22 protein-coding genes are annotated in these 21,274 nt (G+C 63.0%); 9 read left to right on the top strand and 13 right to left on the bottom strand.

Going from position 1 to position 21,274, the window contains the following annotated elements:
- Positions 1-70: 70 nt before the first annotated feature.
- On the top strand, positions 71-553 hold the full coding sequence (locus tag EKH55_RS20225; RefSeq protein ID WP_069457599.1) for an Lrp/AsnC family transcriptional regulator: 483 nt from the start codon (positions 71-73) through the stop codon (positions 551-553).
- 48 nt (positions 554-601) lie between these two features.
- On the opposite strand, the gene EKH55_RS20220 is transcribed toward EKH55_RS20225, so the two are convergent.
- Positions 602-817 carry a hypothetical protein gene (locus EKH55_RS20220; protein WP_151612777.1) on the bottom strand — a complete coding sequence of 72 codons (216 nt, stop codon included), beginning with the start codon at positions 815-817 and terminating at the stop codon, positions 602-604.
- A gap of 216 nt (positions 818-1,033) precedes the next feature.
- Here EKH55_RS20220 and EKH55_RS20215 point away from each other — a divergent pair, with 216 nt between their 5' ends.
- The 6 genes from EKH55_RS20215 to EKH55_RS20190 all read left to right on the top strand — a co-directional run bounded on the left by EKH55_RS20215 (position 1,034) and on the right by EKH55_RS20190 (position 5,984).
- The gene (locus EKH55_RS20215) at positions 1,034-2,530 is read left to right on the top strand and encodes an NAD-dependent succinate-semialdehyde dehydrogenase (RefSeq protein ID WP_151612776.1); all 1,497 of its coding nucleotides are present in this window, start codon (positions 1,034-1,036) and stop codon (positions 2,528-2,530) included.
- A gap of 18 nt (positions 2,531-2,548) precedes the next feature.
- Positions 2,549-3,925: an aspartate aminotransferase family protein gene (locus EKH55_RS20210; protein ID WP_151612774.1), complete on the top strand. Its 1,377-nt coding sequence runs from the start codon at positions 2,549-2,551 to the stop codon at positions 3,923-3,925.
- A 135-nt stretch (positions 3,926-4,060) separates the two neighbouring features.
- A complete protein-coding gene (locus EKH55_RS20205) occupies positions 4,061-4,510 on the top strand; it encodes an MgtC/SapB family protein (protein WP_151612772.1) in 450 nt (149 codons plus the stop codon).
- 178 nt (positions 4,511-4,688) lie between these two features.
- Positions 4,689-5,132, top strand: a complete 444-nt coding sequence (gene msrB / locus EKH55_RS20200; RefSeq protein ID WP_069457603.1) for a peptide-methionine (R)-S-oxide reductase MsrB — start codon at positions 4,689-4,691, stop codon at positions 5,130-5,132.
- Positions 5,133-5,639, top strand: coding sequence for a peptide-methionine (S)-S-oxide reductase MsrA (gene msrA, locus EKH55_RS20195; RefSeq protein WP_151612770.1), 507 nt, complete (start codon positions 5,133-5,135; stop codon positions 5,637-5,639).
- 78 nt (positions 5,640-5,717) lie between these two features.
- Complete coding sequence (locus EKH55_RS20190; protein WP_151612768.1) at positions 5,718-5,984, top strand: DUF2277 domain-containing protein; 267 nt, start codon at positions 5,718-5,720, stop codon at positions 5,982-5,984.
- Positions 5,985-6,028: 44 nt separating this feature from the next.
- Here EKH55_RS20190 and EKH55_RS20185 read toward each other — a convergent pair whose 3' ends face one another.
- The 10 genes from EKH55_RS20185 to pobA form a co-directional block, all read right to left on the bottom strand.
- Positions 6,029-7,615: an acyl-CoA dehydrogenase family protein gene (locus tag EKH55_RS20185; RefSeq protein ID WP_151612766.1), complete on the bottom strand. Its 1,587-nt coding sequence runs from the start codon at positions 7,613-7,615 to the stop codon at positions 6,029-6,031.
- Positions 7,612-8,487 carry an amidohydrolase family protein gene (locus EKH55_RS20180; protein ID WP_151612764.1) on the bottom strand — a complete coding sequence of 292 codons (876 nt, stop codon included), beginning with the start codon at positions 8,485-8,487 and terminating at the stop codon, positions 7,612-7,614. Before EKH55_RS20180 ends, EKH55_RS20185 begins: the two co-directional genes overlap by 4 nt.
- 11 nt (positions 8,488-8,498) lie before the next feature.
- Positions 8,499-10,313: a feruloyl-CoA synthase gene (locus tag EKH55_RS20175; RefSeq protein WP_151612762.1), complete on the bottom strand. Its 1,815-nt coding sequence runs from the start codon at positions 10,311-10,313 to the stop codon at positions 8,499-8,501.
- A complete protein-coding gene (locus EKH55_RS20170) occupies positions 10,310-10,687 on the bottom strand; it encodes a MarR family winged helix-turn-helix transcriptional regulator (protein ID WP_210249925.1) in 378 nt (125 codons plus the stop codon). Before EKH55_RS20170 ends, EKH55_RS20175 begins: the two co-directional genes overlap by 4 nt.
- Positions 10,688-10,816: 129 nt before the next feature.
- Positions 10,817-12,139: a TRAP transporter large permease gene (locus EKH55_RS20165; RefSeq protein ID WP_069457609.1), complete on the bottom strand. Its 1,323-nt coding sequence runs from the start codon at positions 12,137-12,139 to the stop codon at positions 10,817-10,819.
- Positions 12,136-12,678 (bottom strand): TRAP transporter small permease, encoded by a 543-nt coding sequence (locus EKH55_RS20160; protein ID WP_069457610.1) that lies wholly within the window; start codon positions 12,676-12,678, stop codon positions 12,136-12,138. The genes EKH55_RS20165 and EKH55_RS20160 overlap by 4 nt, the downstream gene beginning before the upstream one ends.
- A 2-nt stretch (positions 12,679-12,680) precedes the next feature.
- Positions 12,681-13,721 carry a TRAP transporter substrate-binding protein gene (locus EKH55_RS20155; protein WP_151612758.1) on the bottom strand — a complete coding sequence of 347 codons (1,041 nt, stop codon included), beginning with the start codon at positions 13,719-13,721 and terminating at the stop codon, positions 12,681-12,683.
- Positions 13,722-13,764: 43 nt separating this feature from the next.
- The gene (locus EKH55_RS20150) at positions 13,765-14,559 is read right to left on the bottom strand and encodes a crotonase/enoyl-CoA hydratase family protein (RefSeq protein WP_245314544.1); all 795 of its coding nucleotides are present in this window, start codon (positions 14,557-14,559) and stop codon (positions 13,765-13,767) included.
- Positions 14,560-14,568: 9 nt separating this feature from the next.
- Positions 14,569-15,330: an SDR family NAD(P)-dependent oxidoreductase gene (locus EKH55_RS20145; protein WP_151612756.1), complete on the bottom strand. Its 762-nt coding sequence runs from the start codon at positions 15,328-15,330 to the stop codon at positions 14,569-14,571.
- Between the two features lie 85 nt (positions 15,331-15,415).
- The gene (gene pobA / locus EKH55_RS20140; protein WP_151612754.1) at positions 15,416-16,588 is read right to left on the bottom strand and encodes a 4-hydroxybenzoate 3-monooxygenase; all 1,173 of its coding nucleotides are present in this window, start codon (positions 16,586-16,588) and stop codon (positions 15,416-15,418) included.
- Between the two features lie 153 nt (positions 16,589-16,741).
- On the opposite strand from pobA, the gene EKH55_RS20135 reads away from it, so the two are divergent.
- A complete protein-coding gene (locus tag EKH55_RS20135) occupies positions 16,742-17,626 on the top strand; it encodes a helix-turn-helix domain-containing protein (RefSeq protein ID WP_151612752.1) in 885 nt (294 codons plus the stop codon).
- Between the two features lie 83 nt (positions 17,627-17,709).
- Here the strand turns inward: EKH55_RS20135 and EKH55_RS20130 are convergent, their stop codons facing one another.
- Both EKH55_RS20130 and EKH55_RS20125 read right to left on the bottom strand, forming a co-directional pair.
- A complete protein-coding gene (locus tag EKH55_RS20130) occupies positions 17,710-18,081 on the bottom strand; it encodes a response regulator transcription factor (protein ID WP_069457693.1) in 372 nt (123 codons plus the stop codon).
- A gap of 193 nt (positions 18,082-18,274) precedes the next feature.
- Positions 18,275-19,711 carry a polyhydroxyalkanoate depolymerase gene (locus EKH55_RS20125; protein WP_151612750.1) on the bottom strand — a complete coding sequence of 479 codons (1,437 nt, stop codon included), beginning with the start codon at positions 19,709-19,711 and terminating at the stop codon, positions 18,275-18,277.
- Positions 19,712-20,333: 622 nt separating this feature from the next.
- Between EKH55_RS20125 and EKH55_RS20115 the strand changes: the two genes are divergently transcribed.
- Positions 20,334-20,960, top strand: a complete 627-nt coding sequence (locus EKH55_RS20115) for a response regulator transcription factor (protein ID WP_151612749.1) — start codon at positions 20,334-20,336, stop codon at positions 20,958-20,960.
- Positions 20,961-21,274: the final 314 nt, after the last annotated feature.

Below are 21,274 nucleotides of genomic sequence, written 5' to 3'. Positions count from 1 at the left end.
ATGCAAAAGTGAGACTCCAATCTCTTTTCTCGACTTGTCACTTGAACAATCAAGCCTCGAAAGCCAGCCAATGAAACTCGACGCCATCGATCTGCGCATCCTGGAGGCGATTCAGGCCGATGGGCGCATTACCAAGCTGGCGCTCGCCGAGAAAGCCGGGCTGTCGCCGACACCGTGCTGGGTGCGGCTCAGGAAGCTCGAAAAGGCCGGCATCGTCACCGGTTATCACGCCCGGCTGGCGCTCCGCCGTGTTGCACCGGTTGCGAGCGTCTTCGTCGAGGTGACGCTGGGCAACCATCGCCAGGCGGATTTCGACCGCTTCGAGCGCGCGATCGCCTCCACTCCCGAGATCGTCGCCTGTTGGTCGGTCGGCGGCGGGGTGGACTATATGCTCAAGGTGGTGACGGCCGACATCGATGCTTATCAGCGACTTGTCGACGAGCTGCTCGGCCGGGACATCGGCATCGACCGCTATTTCACCTACATCGTCACCAAAACGGTCAAGGAAGAGGCCGTGCTGCCGCTCGACTCGCTCTTGCCTCAGGTGAATTGAAAAGGATGGAGGCAGGCAGCCCGCCGATGACCCCGGGGCCTCTTTGCGCTAGCTTGTGTGATCGTCCAAAATGTCGTGCCGCTTCAATTCGTCGATCGCCTCGAGCGCTTCGTCGGCGGACCAGCCGGCGGAAATCGCCGCCTCGATGAGCGCGGCTTCCACCTCTTGCTCTAGCTCGACATACAGCGGCTCCAGCGCCTCCTGCACGGTCAGGATGTGCTCATCAGCCGTGGCGGCGGGGCGATGGGGCGATGACGGATTCATGGCGCAATCCTCCCTCGTTCACGCGGAGACGTGTTTCGCACAACGGCCGAGGAGAGCTTCTGTTCCACAACCTGAAGCGATTTTCCTGGACGCGGAGACAATCTCTCTCGCGACCGCCGCTACTTTGGTCAAAGTCTCCGGCACGCAGCGGGTGTTTGGTCAATCTCTCGCGGCAAGGCTGGCAAACTTGTGGAGACCAGACCGAGGAGACCCGCCATGACCGCAGTCTTTGCCCGAACCGCGTTTCACGAAGCCCTGAAGCAGCTGAACGACCGGCAATTGCTGCGCGAGCTCGCCTATGTCGGCGGCCGTTGGGTTGGCGGACGCGACGGCAAGTGTATCGAAGTGGACGATCCGGCCAGCGGCGCGGCGCTCGCCTTCGTCGCTTCGGTCGATGAGGCCCAGACGGCCGAGGCCATCGATGCCGCTGCCAAGGCATTCCCCGCATGGCGCAGCATGCTGCCGCAAGCACGGGCCGCCATTCTGCGCAAGTGGTACGAACTGATGCTTGCCGCCAAGGAGGACCTTGCCCTGCTGATGACGCTGGAGCAGGGCAAGCCGCTTGCGGAATCGCGTGGCGAAATCGACTACGCCGCCTCGTTCATCGAGTGGTATGCCGAGGAAGGCAAGCGTCTCAACGCCGAAAGCGTGACGAGCCATCTGCCGGGCGCGGAGATGATCGTGCGCCGCGAAGCGCTTGGCGTCGTCGGCATCGTCACGCCCTGGAACTTTCCCTCCGCCATGGTCACCCGCAAGGCGGCTGCCGCACTTGCGGCCGGTTGCACCGTCATTGCGCACCCCTCTTCCGAAACGCCTCTTTCGGCTCTGGCCCTTGCCGAACTCGGCGAACGCGCCGGTCTCCCGCCGGGCGTATTCAATGTCGTTCCGGGAAAGGCGTCGACCGTCGTCGGGCACATGTGCGAAGACGCCCGCGTCCGCGCGATGAGCTTCACCGGGTCGACTGAGATCGGTCGGCTCATCGCGGCGAGCTCCGCGCCGACGATGAAGCGGCTGGTGATGGAGCTCGGCGGCCAGGCCCCGCTGATCGTCTTTGCCGACGCCGATGTCGGGAAGGCAGCCGACATTGCGGTCGCGGCGAAGTTCGCGACCTCCGGGCAGGACTGTCTCGCAGCCAATCGCATCTACGTCGAACGACCGATCCTCAACGCCTTTGAGGAGGCTTTCGCAGCGCGGATCGCGCGCCTGAAGACGGGCCCCGGCCTCGAGCCCGGCACCGACATTGGACCCCTGATGCATGCGCGGGCCATCGCCAAGGTCGAAGAGCACGTGGCCGACGCCTTGAAGCGGGGCGCCAGGCTCGTCGCCGGCGGCAGGCGCCACCCGGCAGGGTCGCTGTTCTTCCAACCGACGCTGCTGGCCGACGTGCCTGACGAGGCTCTCATCATGCGCGAGGAGACGTTCGGCCCGGTCGCGGCGATCGCCGGCTTCGACAGCGAGGACGAAGTGATCGACCGCGCCAACGACACCGAGTACGGGCTCGTCGCCTATGTCGTCACCGAAAACGGCGCCCGCCAGCTGCGGCTCGCCCGGGCGTTGGAATACGGCATGGTCGCGGTCAATCGGGTGAAGATCACCGGCGGACCGATCCCCTTCGGTGGCTGGAAGCAGTCCGGTCTCAGCCGGGAGGGCTCGCGCCACGGCATGGAGGCCTTCACCGAGCTCAAATATCTCTGCATCGACACCGCTGCCTGACCGCGAAAGGAAAGACCAATGCTCGAAAGAAGCAATGAACTCACCGCCTGGGACCGCGACCACTTTTTCCATCCCTCCACCCATATGGGCATGCACGCGCGCGGCGAGAGTGCAAGCCGCGTGATCGCTGGCGGCGAAGGCGTCTACATCACCGATATTGCCGGCAAGCGTAGCCTCGATGCTTTTGCCGGCCTCTACTGTGTCAATGTCGGCTATGGCCGCCAGAAGATTGCCGAGGCGATTGCCGAACAGGCAAAGAATCTCGCTTATTATCACGCCTATGTCGGCCACGGCACGGAAGCCTCGATCCGGCTTTCCAAGATGATCATCGAGCGGGCCCCGGAAGGGATGTCCCGCGTCTATTTCGGGCTTTCCGGCTCGGACGCCAACGAGACCAACATCAAGCTCATCTGGTACTACAACAATATTCTGGGCCGGCCGGAAAAAAAGAAGATCATCTCGCGCTGGCGCGGCTATCACGGCTCGGGCGTGATGACCGGCTCGCTGACAGGCCTGCACCTCTTCCACAACGCCTTCGATCTGCCGCGTGCGCCGATCCTGCACACGGAGGCCCCCTATTATTTCCGCCGTCCCGATCGCGCGATGAGCGAAGAGCAGTTCTCGCAATATTGCGCCGATAAGCTCGAGGAGATGATCGTCGCGGAAGGGCCGGATACGGTCGCCGCGTTCATCGGCGAGCCGATCCTCGGCACCGGCGGCATCGTGCCGCCGCCGAAAGGCTATTGGCAGAAGATCCAGGCGGTGCTCCGGAAATACGATGTCCTGCTTGTCGCCGACGAGGTCGTGACCGGCTTCGGCCGCCTCGGCACGATGTTCGGCGCGGATCACTATGGCATCAAGCCGGACCTGATCACCATTGCCAAGGGGCTGACCTCGGCCTATGCGCCGCTTTCCGGCTCGATTGTCTCCGACGGCGTCTGGCAGGTGCTGGTGAAGGGCTCGGACGAGCTTGGTCCCATAGGCCATGGCTGGACCTATTCGGCGCACCCGATCTCAGCCGCGGCCGGTATTGCCAATCTCGAGCTGATCGACGAGCTCGGCATCGTCGAGAATGCGGGTTCGACCGGGGACTATTTCCGATCCGAACTGCAAAAGGCCGTCGGCGACCACGCCCATGTCGGCGAGGTGCGCGGCGACGGCCTAATGGCAGCGGTCGAATTCGTCGAGGATCGCGACGATCGCAGGTTCTTCGATCCGGGGCGCAAGATCGGGCCGCAGGTGGCGACGGCGCTCGCCGAGCGCGGCGTCCTCGGCCGTGCCATGCCGCAGGGCGACATCCTCGGTTTCGCCCCGCCGCTCTGCCTGACGCGCGAAGAAGCCGATATCGTGGTCGAGGTAGCAGCCGATGCGATCCATTCCGTCCTCGGCCGCTGACGGGCGGGCATGCGGGCGAGCCCTTGGAACCTATCCAGCGCACTCAGGTTGGAGCTTTAATTCTGTTCCGAGGAGAGTTCAAACTCCGCAGAGCGCGGCGGCGCGATGGGCCGTCTCCCGGTGGGTGCAGCGAAAATGGAGCTGGGTTTTGATCTCGAGCGTCTGATCCAGGATCTGACCAAGATCCTGATTGCCTTCGCGCTGGCCCTTCCGATCGGATGGGAAAGGGGCCGCGGCCGCTACAGCGTCGGCTTCAGGACCCTTCCGATCGTCGCCGTGGCAGCTTGCGGCTTCGCGCTCGTGGTCAACACCGACTTTCCGGGGAGCGCCGAAGCTCAGGCGCGCGTCCTCCAGGGCGTCGTAACCGGCATTGGTTTCATAGGAGGGGGTGCCATCGTCAAGCTGCGGCACAATGTGAAGGGACTCGTTACCGCCGCCAGTATCTGGAACGCCGGCGCCAACGGCGCGGCCGTCGGGCTGGGAAACCTGAACGTAGCGGTCGTCCTGAGCGTCATCAATCTGAGCAGTCTCGTGGTCCTGGCTTATCTCAACGTCGACGGCGGTAAAGACGAGAGCAGCCAGTAGTCAGACAAGATCGGCCATGATCGGAAGGCCTTCTCCGGGTCGCAACGCGGACACCGCCGTCATCTTCCGCATTTGTACCGCTTTTCCGGGGGGCATCAAATCCATGCACGCCCCGCATTGGAAATCCTCGTGGGCAATCGCCATATTCAGGCGGCATATCCGAGGACGGAGATAGGCAATGAACTATGCAAAGACTGACGACGCCATCAGGAAGCTTTCGCCCGAACAATATCGGGTGACGCAGCAGAACGGCACGGAGCGCCCGTTCACGGGGGAATATCACGACAACAAAAGGCCGGGGATCTATGTCGACGTCGTTTCCGGCGAACCGCTGTTCGCCTCGGCCGACAAGTTCGATTCCGGCTGCGGCTGGCCGAGTTTCACCAAGCCGATCGTACCGGCAAACATCAACGAATTGCGGGATAGCTCCTATGGTATGATCCGCACCGAGGTGCGCTCCGCGCATGGCGACAGCCACCTCGGCCATGTGTTTCCGGACGGTCCGCAAGACCGCGGCGGACTTCGCTATTGCATCAATTCCGCTGCACTGCGCTTCATTCCGCGCGAGGAAATGGAAGCCGAGGGCTATGGCGCGTTTATCGACCAGGTGGAGGAAATCTGAATGACCGAGAAGGCTGTGTTGGCCGGCGGCTGCTTCTGGGGGATGCAGGACCTGATCCGCAAGCTCCCGGGGGTCATATCGACCCGCGTCGGCTATACCGGTGGCGACGTGCCGAACGCGACCTATCGCAATCACGGCACGCATGCCGAGGCGATCGAAATCGTCTTCGACCCCGGGACCATCAGTTACAGACGGATTCTGGAGTTCTTCTTCCAGATTCACGATCCGACCACCAGGAACCGGCAGGGCAACGACATCGGCCTCTCCTACCGGTCGGCGATCTACTACGCCGACGATGAGCAGAAGCGAATAGCAGAGGACACCATCGCGGACGTCGAGGCGACGGGCCTTTGGCCGGGCAAGATCGTGACCGAAGTCGAGCCGGTTGGAGACTTCTGGGAGGCGGAGCCGGAACATCAGGACTACCTGGAGCGCTACCCCAACGGCTACACCTGCCATTATCCGCGCCCCGACTGGGTGTTGCCGCGTCGCAGGGCCGCCGAATAGGCCGGCAGCCGGGATTGGGCTTTGCCGGCCGCGGTCCACCGCAAACCATTTGAAGACGAGGATAAGCGGGAGCAAGCGATGTGCAGAAACATAAGGACGCTCTTCAATTTCGAACCGCCCGCAAGCGACCGGGAAATTCACGATGCTGCGCTGCAATTCGTGCGCAAATTGAGTGGAACGACCAGGCCGGCGAAACGGAATGAAGCGGCATTCGATCGCGCCGTGAATTCAATCGCGAAATCCGCCCGCGAGTTGCTCGACTCCCTGGAGACATCGCAACCGCCTCGCAACCGTGAGGAAGAAGCCGCAAAGGCGCGCGCGAGGAGCGCCATCCGGTTCGGGTGACCTGCTGGCGGTCAAGAGGATCGTGCTGCTGTCGGAAAATGGGCTCACTCGGTTGAGCTTGCAACCCCATCGGTGCTCTTCATCGGCAGGGCCACGGGCAACGGCACGGACAGGACCATATTGAACAGTCGAGCGATATCCGGATCATCGCTGGTCGCTCGGTATCGGGCCCAGACGGCTCTATAGAACAGCGTGGCGGTCAGGGCCGTGAAATCATGTGCCAGTGCCGCCGGATCGGTCGCCGCCAAGACCAGGGAGCGCCCTTCGCGCCACGTAGCGCGTAAATCCATGATCTCGGGGCGGTCGGACAGTCGGCCGATCAGCGCGTCGAAAGCATCGGCCCCCGCGCCCTGCCGTGCACGCAAGCCCCTGGTGGCGGTCACCAAAGCCTGTATGCCGTTCGCGCCTTCGTAGATGGAGGTAATCCGGGCGTCGCGCCATGCCTGGCTCACTCTGTACTCGGTGAGATATCCGTAGCCGCCGAGGACCTGGATGGCGAGATCGGCCGCCCTGATGCCGGCATTCGTGCAGAAGACCTTGCAGACCGGCGTCAGAAAGTCCGCGAGGGCCTCTCCGCCACGCGCCTGCTCCACCAGCGTCACATGGATCATCGCCCGAGCGCCCAGCGCCAGCGCGCGCTGCTCGTCGAGCATCCGCCGCACATCGGCGTGGTCGGCAAGCACCGCATCGCCGCCGTCGGCCCGGCGCCCCTGTGTCCGCTCGGCCGCATAGGCCGAGGCGATGGCGAACGACCGTGCAGCATGGGCAACCCCCTGCAGGGCGACGTCAAGCCTTGCGTGGTTCATCACCGTGAACATGGCCTTCAACCCCTCGCCCTCAACACCGACCAGTTCAGCCGCGGTGGCATCGAAGGCCATCTGGCAGGTGGGCGATGCGTGGAGACCGAGCTTCTCCTCGATCCGCGTGATCTTGATCGAAGAGCCCGCCTGTGACTTGCTGGCGAGGAACAGCGAAAGGCCCTTCACGCCGTCGTCGATCGTGCCGCTACGGGCAAGAATGAGATGCAGGATGTCTTCCGACATGTCCTGATCGCCGCCGGAGATGAAGATCTTCTCCCCGTCGATGCGCCAGCCGTCCGCCCGCCGCGTCGCCCGCGTACGGATGCGTGAGAGATCAGACCCGGCGCCGGACTCGGTCAGGCACATGGTGGACAGCGCGCGGCCTGCCGCCAGACGCGGTATCCAGACCGCCTGCTGCGCCTCAGTGCCAAACTTCAGCAGTGTGGAAATGGCGCCCGGAACGAGATTGCAGACCATCTGAAGGGAATGGCAGGCACCGGAAAAGATCTCCGACACCATTGCGGCGACGAGCGGGCCCTGCCCCATGCCGCCGAAAGATTCCGGGGCGCTCAGCCCCTGCCAGCCCATCTCCGCGAGCCGACCGAAAGCCTCGCCGAAGCCGTCGGGCATGCGGACACGACCATTCTCCAGCCGGCAGCCCTGCCGGTCGCCCGGCTCGTCGAGCGGCGCGATCACCCCTTCCGCGAACGCCGCGAAATGGCCGATGATCCCCTCGGCCAATTCGTCGTCCCAATCCGGCAGCGAGGGGGCATCGGCCACGTGCCGGAGCGAGAACAGGATGTCGTCGACCGGCGCGGTGAAGGGAATCACGTGCCGACACCAAGAAGCCGCATTGCATTCTCCTTGAGAATCAGCGGCCGCACCTCGTCCTTGAAATCCGCCTTGTCGAAGGCATCGAGCCATTTCTCGGGCGCAATCATCGGCCAGTCCGAGCCGAAAAGCATCTTCTTCTTCAAAAGGCTGTTGGCGTAGCGCACCAAGATCGGCGGGAAATATTTCGGCGACCATCCCGAGAGGTCGATATAGACATTCGGCTTGTGTTGCGCGACGGCAATTGCCTCTTCCTGCCAGGGAAAGCTCGGATGGGCCGCGATGATGTTCATGTCGGGAAAATCGACCGCGACGTCATCGAGGTACATCGGGTTGGAGTATTTGAGGCGCATCCCGTTGCCGCTGCGCATGCCGGACCCCACACCCGTTTGTCCGGTGTGGAAAAGTGCGACGCAGCCGTGTTCGGCCAGCACCTCGTAGAAGGGATAGGCCATCCGGTCATTCGGATAGAAGCCCTGCATGGTGGGGTGAAACTTGAACCCCCTGATGCCGTGCTGCTCGATCAGCCGGCGCGCCTCGCGCACGGCCATCTTCCCCTTCCAGGGGTCGATCGAGGCGAAGGGGATCAGGACGTCATCGTTCTCTTTGACGAGTTCGAGCACCTCGTCGTTGGAGTAACGGCGATAGCCCGTTTCACGTTCGGCGTCGACCGGGAAGATCACCGCGGCGATGTTCATGGCGCGGTAGTGCGCGGCCGTCTCCGGAATGGTCGGAGGGTGCTTCCATGGAGCGCCGAAATAGCTCGCCATCCTTGACTGCAGCTCATCATAACCATCATCCGCGTGACAGCCGCAGGGCTCTTCGGCGTGGGTATGGATGTCGATCGCGCGGACCTTGGCAAAATCCACCATTCTAACCTCCGTCAGACGCGTATCAGCGCCGGGTCTTCGTTGTCATAGAGGCGCTCGAGCAGTGTGGCCCTGCGCATGATGATCTTGCGGACGTTGAGCGAGCCCTTGTCGGTGATCTCCGCATCCTTCAGCGAAGGCGGCTCTGAAAGGATGATCGCGCGGCTGATGCGCCGGCCCGATCCGGTGGCCGCCGCGGCCATGTCGCGCAGCCGCGCCTCGATCCTGGCCTGCAGCGCCGCATCGATAACGGCGCCATCCGAACTGTTCTCGCCGCGCAGCTGATCGGGGCGCGGAAAGATGAAAAGTCCGATCGCATCGCGGTCATGGCCGCAGACCACCACATCCTGAACCAGCCCCCGCAGGGCCTCCAGTGCTTGCAGCCGTAGCTTGCCAGCCTGGACCCAGGTGCCGGTCTGGAGCTTGAAATCCTCCGAAACGCGGCCGTCGAAAGTGAGGCCGCGGTCGGGATCGTCGTTGCTGACGAACCGGACCGCGTCCCCGGTCCGCAGAAAGCCCTCCTCGTCGAAGGCCTCGGCGGTCTTGGCCGGGTCGCCGAAATATCCCGGCATGATGTTCGGTCCCTTCACGCGCAACTCGCAACGCATGTCGCCGTCGGGGATCAGCTTGACCTCGGTTCCCGGCAGCGGCACGCCGACGACGCCCGAACGCCCGATGGGCTCGTGCACCATGATGGTGGCCGGCGCCGTCTCGGTCATGCCCCAGCTCGAGATCATAAGCGGGAGGCGCCCGCGAACCTCCATGGCCATCGTCTCCAGGCGGGTCCAGACGTCCTGCGGCAGCGACGCGCCGGCATAGAAGATCATGTCGAGATCGCGGAAATAGGCTTGGCGAAGGGCATCGTTGGTTTCCATTTCGCGTACCAGCATGGAGAAGCCGACCGGCACGTTGAAAGAGAGCGTTCCGGCTCTTGCAATGATGTTGCGTACCGTCTCGCTGAACAGCGTCCCGGTCGGCTTGCCGTTGTCGATGGTCAGCGTTCCGCCATGCGCCAGCATCATGTTGACGTTGTGCGAGCCGCCGAAGACATGGTTCCAGGGCAGCCAATCGCAGATGCGCGGCGGCCGGTCCTTGAGAAAGGGCAGGACGGAGCCCATCTGCGACTGGTTTGCGCACAGCATGCGCTGGGTGGTCAGCACTCCCTTCGGGTCGGATGAAGATCCGGAGGTGAAGAGTATCTTGGCGACCGTATCCGGGCCGACCGTGGCAAGGCGCCCGTCGATATCGGCCGCCGTGTCTCCTTCGAGCAGCTCCGCGAAGGGAGTGACGGGCCTGGAGGCGCCTTCGGTTCTGGTCGCGACGATCTCGATGCCGTCGAACTGCGGCAGGGCCAGCGCGCCGGCATAACGCCCCGCATCGTCGGCGAAGACGAGCCTCGGCCGGACCTTCTCGATGACGTAGACGAGCCGCGCATGGGCCTCCGGGATCAGCGAATACTGCTCGGCGAGCGGCACCGTCGGCACGCCGGCATATTGTGCAGCGAAGGAAAGCAGCGCGTGGTCGACGGAGTTGCCGGAGAGGATCGCGATGGGCGTTTCCTGGCCGAGACCGCGTGCGATAAGCGCGGCGGCAATGGTCCGCACATGCCCGAGCGTCTCGGCGTAGGTGATGTCGCGCCAGCCTTCGCCGGCACGCTCGGAAAGAAACACCCGTTGGGGCGCCTGCTCGGCCCAGCGGTGCAGCCAGTCGGCGGTACGCCTTGCGACCGGATCGAGCGGCAGGTTCGAGGTCAGGAGCAGATGCCCCGGGAGCTGGCGCATGGAAACGGAATGCGGGACAGTCCGCAGCCCGGTCATCGCGTCGATCATTGCCTTTCCCCCCGTCGGCGCCGCGCCCCGCGGGCGGCGCGGTCAAGCAAGCCCCGAAGGACACGCAGTTCCTCCGGGTCGAGTTCGGAAAAAAGTGCCGCCTCGTGCGCCCGAACGGCGAATTCGGCCCGTTGCCACAGTTCCCGTCCTTCCGCCGTTACCTGCAGCGCATAGGCGCGCCGGTCGGATTCGACCGGCATTCGCTCCACGGCACCCATTCCCTCCAGTTCGTCCACGACGAGCACGACGCCGGAACGCTTGATATTCAGGATCTGGGAAAGCTGGGTCTGAGAGATGCCGGGGCTCGCGACGACGACCGCAAGCGCCGAGAACGTACCGACCCGCAGTCCCAGCGGTGCGAGGGTGTCGCTCACGTCCTCCTGGACCGGAATGAACGCTCGCTTGATATTGTATCCCACGAACTGGCGGAGCAGCCTGTCGTCCGGCTCCACGGCATCCGTGACTGGATCAGAATTGGCGGTCGCAGGAATGGTCGGGCCTCCTCAGTTCGCGACGACATCAACGAGCCAGTAGCTCAGGGCCGGAAAGCTGATGATGACGGCAATGCGGGTGAATTCGGCAATGATGAACGGCAGCGTGCCTCGGAAGATCTCGGTCATCGGGATGTCCTTGGCCAGGGCCGAGATGACGAAGAGGTTCATGCCCACCGGCGGCGTGATCAGGCCCATCTCGACGACGATGAGGGAGAGGATTCCGAACCACATTGCCAGGTGCTCGGGGGTCAGACCGAAATCGAGGGCCATGATCGTCGGGAAGAAGACGGGTACGGTCAAAAGGATCATCGACAGGCTGTCCATCAGGCAGCCCATGACGAGATAGAAGACGACCATCGAGAGCAGGACCAGCATCGGCGGAATGCCCGAGCCGGCAAAGAACCCGGCCACCTCGACCGGCATGCGGCTGAGCGCCAGCGCCACGTTGAACAGATCGGCCCCGAAGACGATCGCGAAGATCATCGCGGTCGATCCGGCGGTGTCGATCAGGCTGTCGATGACCGACCGGGCAGTGAGCTTGCCCTTCAGACGCCCGAGGATCAGGGTCAGCACGACTCCCACCGCCGCTCCCTGCGCCGGGGTGAAGAAGCCGCCATAGATGCCGCCGAGCACGATCGCGAAGATCAGGACCACGTGCCAGATGCCGCGCAGCGACCGCAGCCGCTGACGCAGGTCTGCGCGCTCGCTGGTCGGCCCCTCTTCGGGATAGAGCCGCACATAGACCGAAATGGCGAGCATGAAGCCGATGACGGCCAATATGCCGGGAACGGTTGCGGCGAGGAACAGTTTGACGATGTTCTGCTCGGTCAGCAGTGCATAGATGATCAGAACCACGGAAGGCGGGATGAGGATGCCCAGCGTTCCCCCCGCCGCCAGCGCTCCGGAGGAAAGTGCGCTGGAAAAGCCGTGTTTGCGCATCTCCGGCATGGCCACGCGCGTCATGGTCGAGGCAGTTGCGAGCGACGAGCCTGAGATCGAGCCGAAAAGTGCGCAACCCGCGACCGCCGCCATCGCAAGGCCTCCGTTCAGATGCCCGATCCAGGCGCGCGCGGCCGCGAAGATCGATGCGGAGATGCCGGAATTCGTCGCCAGATGCCCCATCAGGATGAAGAGCGGAACGACGGCGAAGTCGTAGGACATGAATTTGTCGACCCAGGCCGTATTCAGATATGCCAACAGGCTCGCCGTCGAGCTCAGCTGGACGTAGCCCACCGCGCCCACCAGTCCCATGGCGAGTGCGATCGGCATGCGAATGAAGATCAGAAGGAATAACGCGACGACCAGGATGATCGCGATGGCAAAAGGAGTCATGCAGCAGTCCTTATCCGGAAAGTGCGAGGGAACAGCGTTGAAAGTCCCTGCAGGGTCGCAACGACGGCCGACAGTCCGGTGCCCAGGACCGCCGGAGTGTAGACCCACCAGATCGGGGCGCCGAGGAGCATCGTCCGGTCACCATAGCCACGCACTTCGACCAGGCCTTCAAGGAGCCGCCAGCACAGGAAGGACCAGGCGAGCGCGAAGATCGCCGTCCAGATCGCGTCGATGGTGCGGTTGGTCGCGCCGGGCAACCAGTTGGTGAACACGTCAACCATGACATGTCCCTTCACCAGCTGACACAGCGGCAGAAACAAGGAGGCGCAGGCCGCGCAGGAGAGCTCCACCAGTTCGAACTCGCCGCGAATGGCGCCGAGGCCCAGGGTCGCACTGGCAACCGACAGGGTCACCATCAAGGCGGCGCCGAGAACGACCAGCCCGCCAAGACCTGCGAGCGCGGTACAGGCGACATAGAGCAGCCGGAACAGGAGGGAATCTCCCCCCTGCTCGCCCTCGATGCGAAAGCGTTCCGCCATGGTCAGCCCTCGTCGAGCAGTTCGTTCGCACGGGCCATGATGGCGGCGCCATCGTGGCCCGCATCGTTGAGCTTGGCGATCCAGGCGTCATAGATCGGCGCGGCGGCCTCGCGCCAGACCGCGATTTCCTCTGTGGGAATCTCGACGATCTGATTGCCCTGCTTCTCGACCACCGACTTGCCGAGGGCTTCGAATTCGTCGAACTGCTTGCCGAGCCGATGCGACAGCGACATGCCGGACGCAGCGTCGATGACGCCGCGCAGATCGTCCGAAAGGCCTTCGTATTTGGCCTGGTTCATGACCAGTGCAAAGGTATTGGCATAGAGCCCGCGTGCCGCCGGCGCCGGCGCCGCGCTGTAGGAGGTCAGTTCCTGCAGCTTGAAGGCGGGTACGACTTCATAGGGCAGGCAACAACCGTCGATCACGCCGTTCGAGAGACCCACCACCATTTCCGTCACCGGGAAGAAGACCACCTCCGCACCGAGATTGGTCAAGAGATCGCCGGTCGACTGGTTCGGCGCCCTGAGCTTCAGGCCCTTCAGATCGGCCTTGCTCCGCACCGGCGCGTTGCGGGTGTGCAGCTTGCCACCATCATGGGTGTGGAAGGCCAGGACCTTCATGCCGCGGTATTCGTTCTGCCCGAACTCGTCCATGAGCTTGTGCATGGCCACCGAGGTTTTCTCGGCGTTGGTCACCATGAAGGGATTCGCCATGGTCTCGGCAACCGGAAACCGGCCGGGCGTATAGACCGGCAGCGTCCAGGCGATGTCGCAAATGCCCTGCCGCGTCTGGTCGGCAAGCTGCGGCGGCTTGCCGCCAAGCTGCATGGCCGGGAAAATCTGGACCTCGATCGCCCCGTTCGAGGCGGCGGTCAGTTCGGCGGCCCATGGCTCGAAGAACTTCGTCTGCATCGGGGCGACGCCCGGCAGGAAATGATGCAGCCGAAGGGTCACTTCGGCGGCATGCGCCCGCGTCAGGATTGCGGGCGCGGTCAGAGCCGCCCCGATCGAGGCCAAGATTGTCCGTCTTGTAAAGCTGGTCATCGATATTCCTCCTCTATCTCGACCTTTCACTCTGTCCCGCGATCTACCGGAACTCCGGCTTCCGCTTTTCTAGGAAGGCCCGCAGGCCTTCCTGTGCATCCGCACTGGTCTGCGATACGGCGGCCGCCAGGCTTTCGGTAAAGAGGCCGTCGCTGCGCGACATGTCGGAAATCCGGCTGATCGCCTGGATCATCATGAAATTCGATAGCTGGGCATTTTCCGCGATCTTCAGGGCCAGCTCGCGCGCGAGCGACATCGCCTCGCCTTCGCCCACCGCATAATGGGCGAGGCCCAATGCCAGTGCTTCCTCGGCGCCGTATTTACGACCGGTCAGCATCATCTCGCACATCCGGTCGGAGCCGAGGATGCGGCCGATGCGGACGCTGGCGCCGCCGCCGACATAGATGCCGCGCCGCCCCTCCGGCAGCTGGAAGATGGTGGAGGGTTCGGCAATCCGCACATGCGTCGAGGCCGCAAGCTCCAGTCCGCCGCCGATGACGGCGCCGGACATGGCCGAAACGACCGGCAGGCCCGAAAACTGAACGAGATCCATCACCCGGTGCCAATTGCGCGAATGTCGCATCGTGCCCTCGGCATCGCGGGCCACATGCTCGCTGAGATCGAGCCCCGAACAGAAGTGCCCCGCCGTGCCGGTCAGAATGACGACACGGACCCCCTGGGGCGGCCTGGCAAAAAATGCGTCGATCGCATCGAGCAGCGCGTCGCACATTGCATTGCGCTTCTCGGGCCGGTTCATGGTCAGGATGGCCAGCGGACCCTCGATCTCGACGGTCAGGATCGGTGCTGCGTCCTTGGGTGTGACATGCGCCTGTGACAAGTGCATCTCCTATTTGATGGGCATGCGCACGGCCGCATCCAGGCGGATCACCGAGCCGTTCAGCATTGGATTTTCGACGATGCATTGCACCAGCCGGGCGAATTCGTTCGCGTCGCCCATCCTTGCAGGAAACGGCACCGCCTTGAGGATTTCCGCACGGGCGTCGTCGGGCAGACCCGCGCTCATGGCGGTTTCGAACAGTCCCGGAGCGATGGTCATGACCCGGATACCGAAGCGCGCCAGCTCGCGGGCGGCCGGCAGCGTCATCGACGCCACTCCGCCCTTTGAGGCGGAATAGGCGGCCTGCCCGATCTGTCCGTCTTGATAGGCGATCGAGGCGGTATTGACGATGACACCCCTTGCTCCATCCCTGTCGAGCGGCTCGGCCGCCGCCATTGCCCGCGCAGCAATGCTCATCACGGTGTAGGTACCCACGAGATTGACCCGGAGCGTGCGCTCGAACTGGCCCACGGTGAGGCTGCCGTCCCGCGGCAGAATGCGGGCCGCCGTTCCGATGCCGGCGCAGGAGACGGTGACGCGCGGCACGCCCAGCGTGCCCAAGATGCGATCGAATGCAGCCTCCACTGCCGCCGCGTCGGACACGTCCGCGCCCAAGGCCAATCCGCCGATATCGGCCGCAACAGCCGCCGCCGCATCCTCGATCAAATCGATGCAGGCGACCTTGGCGCCGAGCCTGGCAAGGTGCCGCGCGGTCGCCGCCCCAAGGCCGCTGCCCGCTCCCGTCACCACGGCCACATGCCCTTCGATCATCGCACTTCCTCCCTCATCAATTTGTTATGCAGGAATATTGTTATCTCAATGAACAATCTTTTTCCATAACCAACTGTCTTCCCCTTCAGAACGGCAAGCCCACGTAGTTTTCCGCCAATGCCGTCGCCGCAGCCCGCGAATGGGTGAGATAGTCGAGCTCGGCTTCCTGGATCTTCTGGTCGAAATCGCTGGTGTCGGGGAAGCGGTGCATCATCGTCGTCATCCACCAGGAAAAGCGAACCGCCTTCCAGATGCGCGCCAGGGCTTTCGCCGAATAGGCATCCAGACCGGCATTGGAGCGGTCCTGATAGTGCTCGAGCAGGGCCTCGAACAGGTAGTGCACGTCGCTCGCTGCAAGGTTCAGCCCCTTGGCACCGGTCGGCGGCACGATATGGGCGGCATCGCCGACGAGAAACAGCCGGTTGAACCGCATCGGCTCGGCGACGAAGGAGCGTAGCGGCGCTATCGATTTTTCAAAGGAGGGCCCGGTGACCATGCGCTCGGCATGGTGAGCCGGCAGCCGGCGCCGCAATTCGTCCCAGAAGCGCTGGTCGGTCCATTCATCGATGTGCTCATCGAGCGAGCACTGGATGTAATAGCGGCTGCGGCTCGTCGATCGCATCGAGCAGAGTGCGAAGCCGCGTGGGTGATTGGCGTAAATCAGTTCGTGGCTCACCGGCGGCACGTCGGCGAGAATGCCGAGCCAGCCAAAGGGGTAGACCTTCTCGAAAGTGCGGATCGCCTTCTCCGGTACCGACTTGCGGCTCACTCCATGAAAGCCGTCGCATCCGGCAACGAAATCGCAGTCGATGCGGTGGGTGACGCCGTCCTTTTCATAGGTGACGTAGGGGGCATGTCCTTCGAAGTCGCACGGCGTCACGTTCGCCGCCTCGTAGATCGACAACGCTCCCGCCTTTTCGCGATGGTCCATCAGGTCGTGCGTGAGTTCGGTCTGGCCATAGATCATCACGCGCTTTCCGCCGGTCAGGCCGACGAGGTCGATGCGGTGATCGCGGCCATCGAAGGCGAGCGAGAAGCCGTCATGCGGCAGGCCTTCCGCATGCATGCGGGCGCCGGAATGCGCCTCGTCCATCAGCCGAACCGTGCCCTCCTCGAGCACGCCGGCCCGTACCCGGCCGAGAATGTAGTCCTTGCTCGCACGGTCGAGAACGACGTTGTCGATCCCCGCCCGGGTGAGCAATTGCCCGAGCAGCAGGCCTGACGGCCCGGAGCCGATGACGGCGACCCGTGTACGCATGCTTTCCTCCCTTACCGGCCTGTCGGCCCGGTCGATGTCCTGCCGCCATCGGGGCCTGACACTTGTCAAATTCTGCGCATCGTCGGCACGCGCCTCAATGGACTTTTCCGCCAACAAATTGCACAAATCGAACATTGATCCCGAGAGAGTCCGATGAAGCGCCCCGTCCCGACCTATGAGCTCTATGGCGAAGAATTCGGAGAACGGCCGGAATTTTGGCTGCATTGCGAGACGATCCCGTCGCGCAGCAGCCTTCACCATTGGGAGATCGGACTGCACCGACACGAGAACTTCTTTCAGATCCTGTACATCGCCGGCGGCTCCGGCGATGCGACCTTCGGCGGCCGGTCAGAGGCGATCTTGCCGCCGGCGATCGTCACCGTCCCGGCGGGCGCCAGTCACGGCTTTCGTTTCTCTCGCGACGTGGACGGCTTCGTCTTCACGGTTCTCGCATCCCATCTGCCGGCTTCGGGCGGACGAAGCAGGCTGGGTGCATGGCTGGCCGCACCGCGCCTGACGCCGCTCGGTGATGGAGAAGACGGGCGATATATCGCCGACACATTGAAGCGTCTTGCGGCAGAATGGGAGGGGCGGCGCAGCCACCGCACCGTACTCCTCGACAGCTATCTGATGACCGTTTTGACCTTGACGGAGCGGCTTGCACAAGCGCCGCCGAACGAGAAGGGGCTGGGGGAAACCAATAATGAGCGGCGGATGGAGCTCTTCGACGCGCTCCTTCAGCAGCATTATCTCACGCACCAGCCGGCCGCCTTCTATGCGCGAGAACTCAGCCTGTCGCCGACGCATCTCAACCGCATCACCCGAGCGATGACAGGAAAAAGCGTGCAGGAAATCATTGCCGCAAGGCTCCTCACCGCCGCCCGGCGCGAGCTTGTCTTTACCCGCGCAAGCGTGCAGGAAATCAGTTTCCGTCTGGGCTTTTCCGACCCGGCCTATTTCTCGCGCTTCTTCGTCCGCCACAACGGCATGACGCCGCGCGCTTGGCGCATCGCCGAGCGGCTGAGGCTTGGCGCCTGAAACCTTAAAGCGAGGACCTGCGACCCCCGCTGTGAGCATCCCGCGACCTAGAATGACCGCTGGCCCTGACTGGATAGCGACAGCTACCGCGCCAGCGCAGAACGGATGCAGTTCAGCAGGTCCTGCTCGCCGAACGGCTTTGTTAAATGGCCCACGATACCCGGACCCAACTCACGCGCGTGCACGTTTTCATCCGGAAAGGCGGTGATCAGAACGGTCGGAATATTCTCGCCCAACGAAATGAGTCGGCGGTGCAGATCGAGCCCGCTCATTCCGGGCATATGGATGTCCGTCACCAGGCAGGCCGTGCAGGAGATATGGGGGGACCTCAAGAAATCTTCTGCGGATGAAAAGACATCGGCGTCAAAACCCAGCGATCTTATAAGCCCCTTTGTAGCCTCCCGCATCGACTCATCGTCGTCGACAATCGCAATCAGAGGCTTGTTGGTCAGCACCGCCGCCTCCCAATTCGCGGCCAGGGTTGTGCAAAATTCCATTTTCATGGCCACGTTGTAGGATCACCCTAATATGCCGACCACGGCATCGAAAGCTATACGATGGTATAGACTGCAGCGCCGTGCGTTTTTCAGACGCACAAAGGTCGAGGTAGAAAGTTGAAAATGCTGCATGTTTTTATGCTTGAATCAGCTAGGATCCAAGGAAACCTGCAGCAGGGTCCTGACCCTCGCCATGACTTGCGGTGGCCGCTGCGACCGGCGTGTCCAGCCGTCGCTCGGACATGCCGCCCGGATCGATGTCCCGTTCGGAACCTGCGTGCATCTGCTGTTCCAGGATGAAATGGGTGATACGGGGCGCGATCTCGGCACGAAAGCGGGAGCCGTTGAACACCCCGTAATGCCCGGCCCCCTTCTGGAGATGGTAGACCTTTTTGTCCCGCGGCAGATTGGGGGTGAGTTCGAGCGCCGCGCGTGTCTGGCCGACGCCGGTGATATCATCCTTCTCGCCCTCCACGACCATGATCGCGCATCGCCGGATCGCGCCCAGGTCCACCCGTTTCCCGCGATGGATCATCGCGCCCTTGGGCAGATCATGGCGGAGGAAGACCTGTTCGACCGTCTGCAGGTAGAATTCGGCAGTCATGTCCATGACGGCCAGATATTCGTCGTAAAAGTCCCGGTGCTTCTCAGCCGCTTCTCCGTCGCCATTGACGAGATGCTTGAGCATCTTGCAATGCGCAGTGAGATGCCGGTCGATGTTCATCGCCATGAAACTGGAGAGCTGCATGAAGCCCGGATAGACATCGCGCAGAGATCCCGGATAGTCAGAGGGCACCTTTGCGATGCAATGTTTCCTGAACCACTCGATGCTGCGCTTCTCAGCGAAACGGTTCACCGCCGTCGGGGAACGGCGGGCGTCGATCGGGCCTGCGATGAGGGTCACGGAGCGTGGCGTGAGCGGGTCGTTCTCTGCCTCCATAGAGGCAATGGCGGCGATCACCGGCACCGAGCTTTGGCAGACCGCCAAGATGTGGAGATCAGGCCCGAGCGCCCGGCACATGGCGATGAGGTAGTCGATGTAATCGTCGAGATCGAACCGCCCCTGCGAAAGCGGCACCATACGTGCGTCGGTCCAGTCTGTGATGAAGACCTGGTGGGTTGGGAGAAAGGCTTCCACTGTGCCGCGCAGGAGGGTGGCGAAATGGCCGGATAGGGGGGCGATCATCATCAGCTTTGGCTGCGGCTTCGCGCGGTGCCGCGCCTGGTCGAACGGGATCACCTGCCCGATCGGAGCATTCGGTTTCGGCGTTGGCTGCCCGAGATCTCGATCGAATGCGATCAGCCGGCCGAAGGGCCGTTCCCAGACGACGCGTTCGCTCACACAGCACTGTTGGCCGTCGACGACAGTGGTGGAGAATCCGAACGTCGGTTTGCCGTAGCGCTGCGTCGCGTTCTCGAAAAGTTCGCAGGCGGCTGCAATGGTCCGGCCGTACACCGTGCGGCTGATGGGGTTGCTCGGGTTCCCGAATATGACCTTCATTCCCCGCGTCGTTGCCCGTGCCGGGGTGAGCATCCGATGAGCCGTTTCGTACCAGAAATAGGCGGGGTTGGCGAAGGCGAGATTCATCGGGGTCTCCTGGTGCAGCCTGCGTGATGCCCGACGGCTCTGGCATCCACTGCCGTTTCGAAGCAGCCTGCCACTGGCGGCCAGACTTGCTGCTGGACCCGATGATAGTGTGGGGGAGACCCTCTTTTCGATTATACATATAGGCCGGCGGAGCAGCCAAACGGTTCGTAATACTTATACAGACGTCTACCGACGTTCAGCCTTCGCGGCGATCCCCGGCAAGTACTTCGCCTGTTCCTGCCTCATGGTTCCGGGTCGCGAACGTGGCCGGCCTTGCTGCGGCCCTGGCACGCCACCGAAGACGGAAGGCGGATGGCGAACGTTCTCGCGGAGACGTCTGGCCTTGTTTCCGAAGCGCTTGATGCGCATTCTGGCACTCGGTGCCGGGACTACGGCGCCGCGCGTCTAATCAGACGCGCAAAGGTCGCTGCAGCACTTTGAATTGCTGCATGTCTTTGTTATTGAATCGATATCGATTTGAGGACAAAGACATGCAGCAAGGGAGGAGAGAACAAGGAGTGTGCGCGTGGCGTGAATGGTGCTCTGCTGGTCGGGCGTTGCCGCAGCGCGTTCAGACAGCGCACGTCCAAAAGAGGCAGTTTCATTTCGGGGGAGGCTGACGATGGCCGAGGCACCAGAAACCGTCATCGTCATCGATGATGATCAGGCGATACGCGAGGCGCTTGGCAGCCTGCTGCGGTCCGTTGGCTTCGACGTAAAGCTCCTCGCTTCGGTGGGCGACTTCCTTAGGTCTGGGAGGCCCAACGGACCGACCTGTCTCGTGCTCGATGTCCGGCTGCCGGGGCAAAGCGGTCTCGACTTTCAGCTCGAGTTATCGCGGGAAAACATTCAGCTGCCGATCGTCTTCATCACCGGGCACGGCGACATTCCCATGTCCGTCCAAGCGATGAAAGGGGGCGCGGTCGAGTTCCTGACGAAACCGTTTCGCGATCAGGATCTGCTAGACGCCGTTCACCTCGGCCTCGCACGCGACCGCGTGTGGCTTGAAAATGAAAAGGCATTGGCGGAGTTGCGCAGGCGTTTCGATAGCCTGACCCCGCGGGAGCGCGAGGTGATGGCCTTGGTGGTAACCGGACGGCTCAACAAGCAAATCGCAGGCGATCTGGGTGTGAGCGAGATTACCGTGAAAGTTCACCGCAGCCAAGTCATGCACAAGATGCGTGCCAGGTCCTTGCCTGAACTTGCCCGCATGGCGGACAAGCTGGAGCTCGCGCAGGAAAAGCCGTAAGGTGGGGTACAGGAGCTTTTGGGCGCGCGGATAGGTTTTCCCTCTTTGGTTTCCGATCCTTCCTTCCTGCCAATAGTCAGGTGCCGCAGCGTACCAGGGGCCGACCCTCTTCCGACAGTGGGCCCCTTGAAGCTCTCCCGACGGCTCCCTGTGAGGGGGTCGGCTGCTGCATGTCCACGTGCCCGTGCTGAAGACGCATCCGCTCTAACGCACGAAGAAATCTGGTGGAAAAGACATCGTCACACCATGTCGTGTGTGGTAAAAGTCCTCGTTTAAGCTCGCTCTGGCTAGCCTTGGAGGACGAATCTTGGCGC

It is taken from the genome of Sinorhizobium alkalisoli (assembly GCF_008932245.1).
Lineage (GTDB): Bacteria > Pseudomonadota > Alphaproteobacteria > Rhizobiales > Rhizobiaceae > Sinorhizobium > Sinorhizobium alkalisoli.
This window is presented reverse-complemented; position numbering and strand designations above follow the sequence as displayed.

Bases quoted from the DNA above. Each gene is read 5' to 3' on its own strand.
- EKH55_RS20225 (WP_069457599.1), top strand. From the start codon at position 71: ATGAAACTCGACGCCATCGATCTGCGCATCCTGGAGGCGATTCAGGCC.
- EKH55_RS20220 (WP_151612777.1), bottom strand. From the start codon at position 817: ATGAATCCGTCATCGCCCCATCGCCCCGCCGCCACGGCTGATGAGCAC.
- EKH55_RS20215 (WP_151612776.1), top strand. From the start codon at position 1,034: ATGACCGCAGTCTTTGCCCGAACCGCGTTTCACGAAGCCCTGAAGCAG.
- EKH55_RS20210 (WP_151612774.1), top strand. From the start codon at position 2,549: ATGCTCGAAAGAAGCAATGAACTCACCGCCTGGGACCGCGACCACTTT.
- EKH55_RS20205 (WP_151612772.1), top strand. From the start codon at position 4,061: ATGGAGCTGGGTTTTGATCTCGAGCGTCTGATCCAGGATCTGACCAAG.
- msrB (WP_069457603.1), top strand. From the start codon at position 4,689: ATGAACTATGCAAAGACTGACGACGCCATCAGGAAGCTTTCGCCCGAA.
- msrA (WP_151612770.1), top strand. From the start codon at position 5,133: ATGACCGAGAAGGCTGTGTTGGCCGGCGGCTGCTTCTGGGGGATGCAG.
- EKH55_RS20190 (WP_151612768.1), top strand. From the start codon at position 5,718: ATGTGCAGAAACATAAGGACGCTCTTCAATTTCGAACCGCCCGCAAGC.
- EKH55_RS20180 (WP_151612764.1), bottom strand. From the start codon at position 8,487: ATGGTGGATTTTGCCAAGGTCCGCGCGATCGACATCCATACCCACGCC.
- EKH55_RS20175 (WP_151612762.1), bottom strand. From the start codon at position 10,313: ATGATCGACGCGATGACCGGGCTGCGGACTGTCCCGCATTCCGTTTCC.
- EKH55_RS20165 (WP_069457609.1), bottom strand. From the start codon at position 12,139: ATGACTCCTTTTGCCATCGCGATCATCCTGGTCGTCGCGTTATTCCTT.
- EKH55_RS20160 (WP_069457610.1), bottom strand. From the start codon at position 12,678: ATGGCGGAACGCTTTCGCATCGAGGGCGAGCAGGGGGGAGATTCCCTC.
- EKH55_RS20155 (WP_151612758.1), bottom strand. From the start codon at position 13,721: ATGACCAGCTTTACAAGACGGACAATCTTGGCCTCGATCGGGGCGGCT.
- EKH55_RS20145 (WP_151612756.1), bottom strand. From the start codon at position 15,330: ATGATCGAAGGGCATGTGGCCGTGGTGACGGGAGCGGGCAGCGGCCTT.
- pobA (WP_151612754.1), bottom strand. From the start codon at position 16,588: ATGCGTACACGGGTCGCCGTCATCGGCTCCGGGCCGTCAGGCCTGCTG.
- EKH55_RS20135 (WP_151612752.1), top strand. From the start codon at position 16,742: ATGAAGCGCCCCGTCCCGACCTATGAGCTCTATGGCGAAGAATTCGGA.
- EKH55_RS20125 (WP_151612750.1), bottom strand. From the start codon at position 19,711: ATGAATCTCGCCTTCGCCAACCCCGCCTATTTCTGGTACGAAACGGCT.
- EKH55_RS20115 (WP_151612749.1), top strand. From the start codon at position 20,334: ATGGCCGAGGCACCAGAAACCGTCATCGTCATCGATGATGATCAGGCG.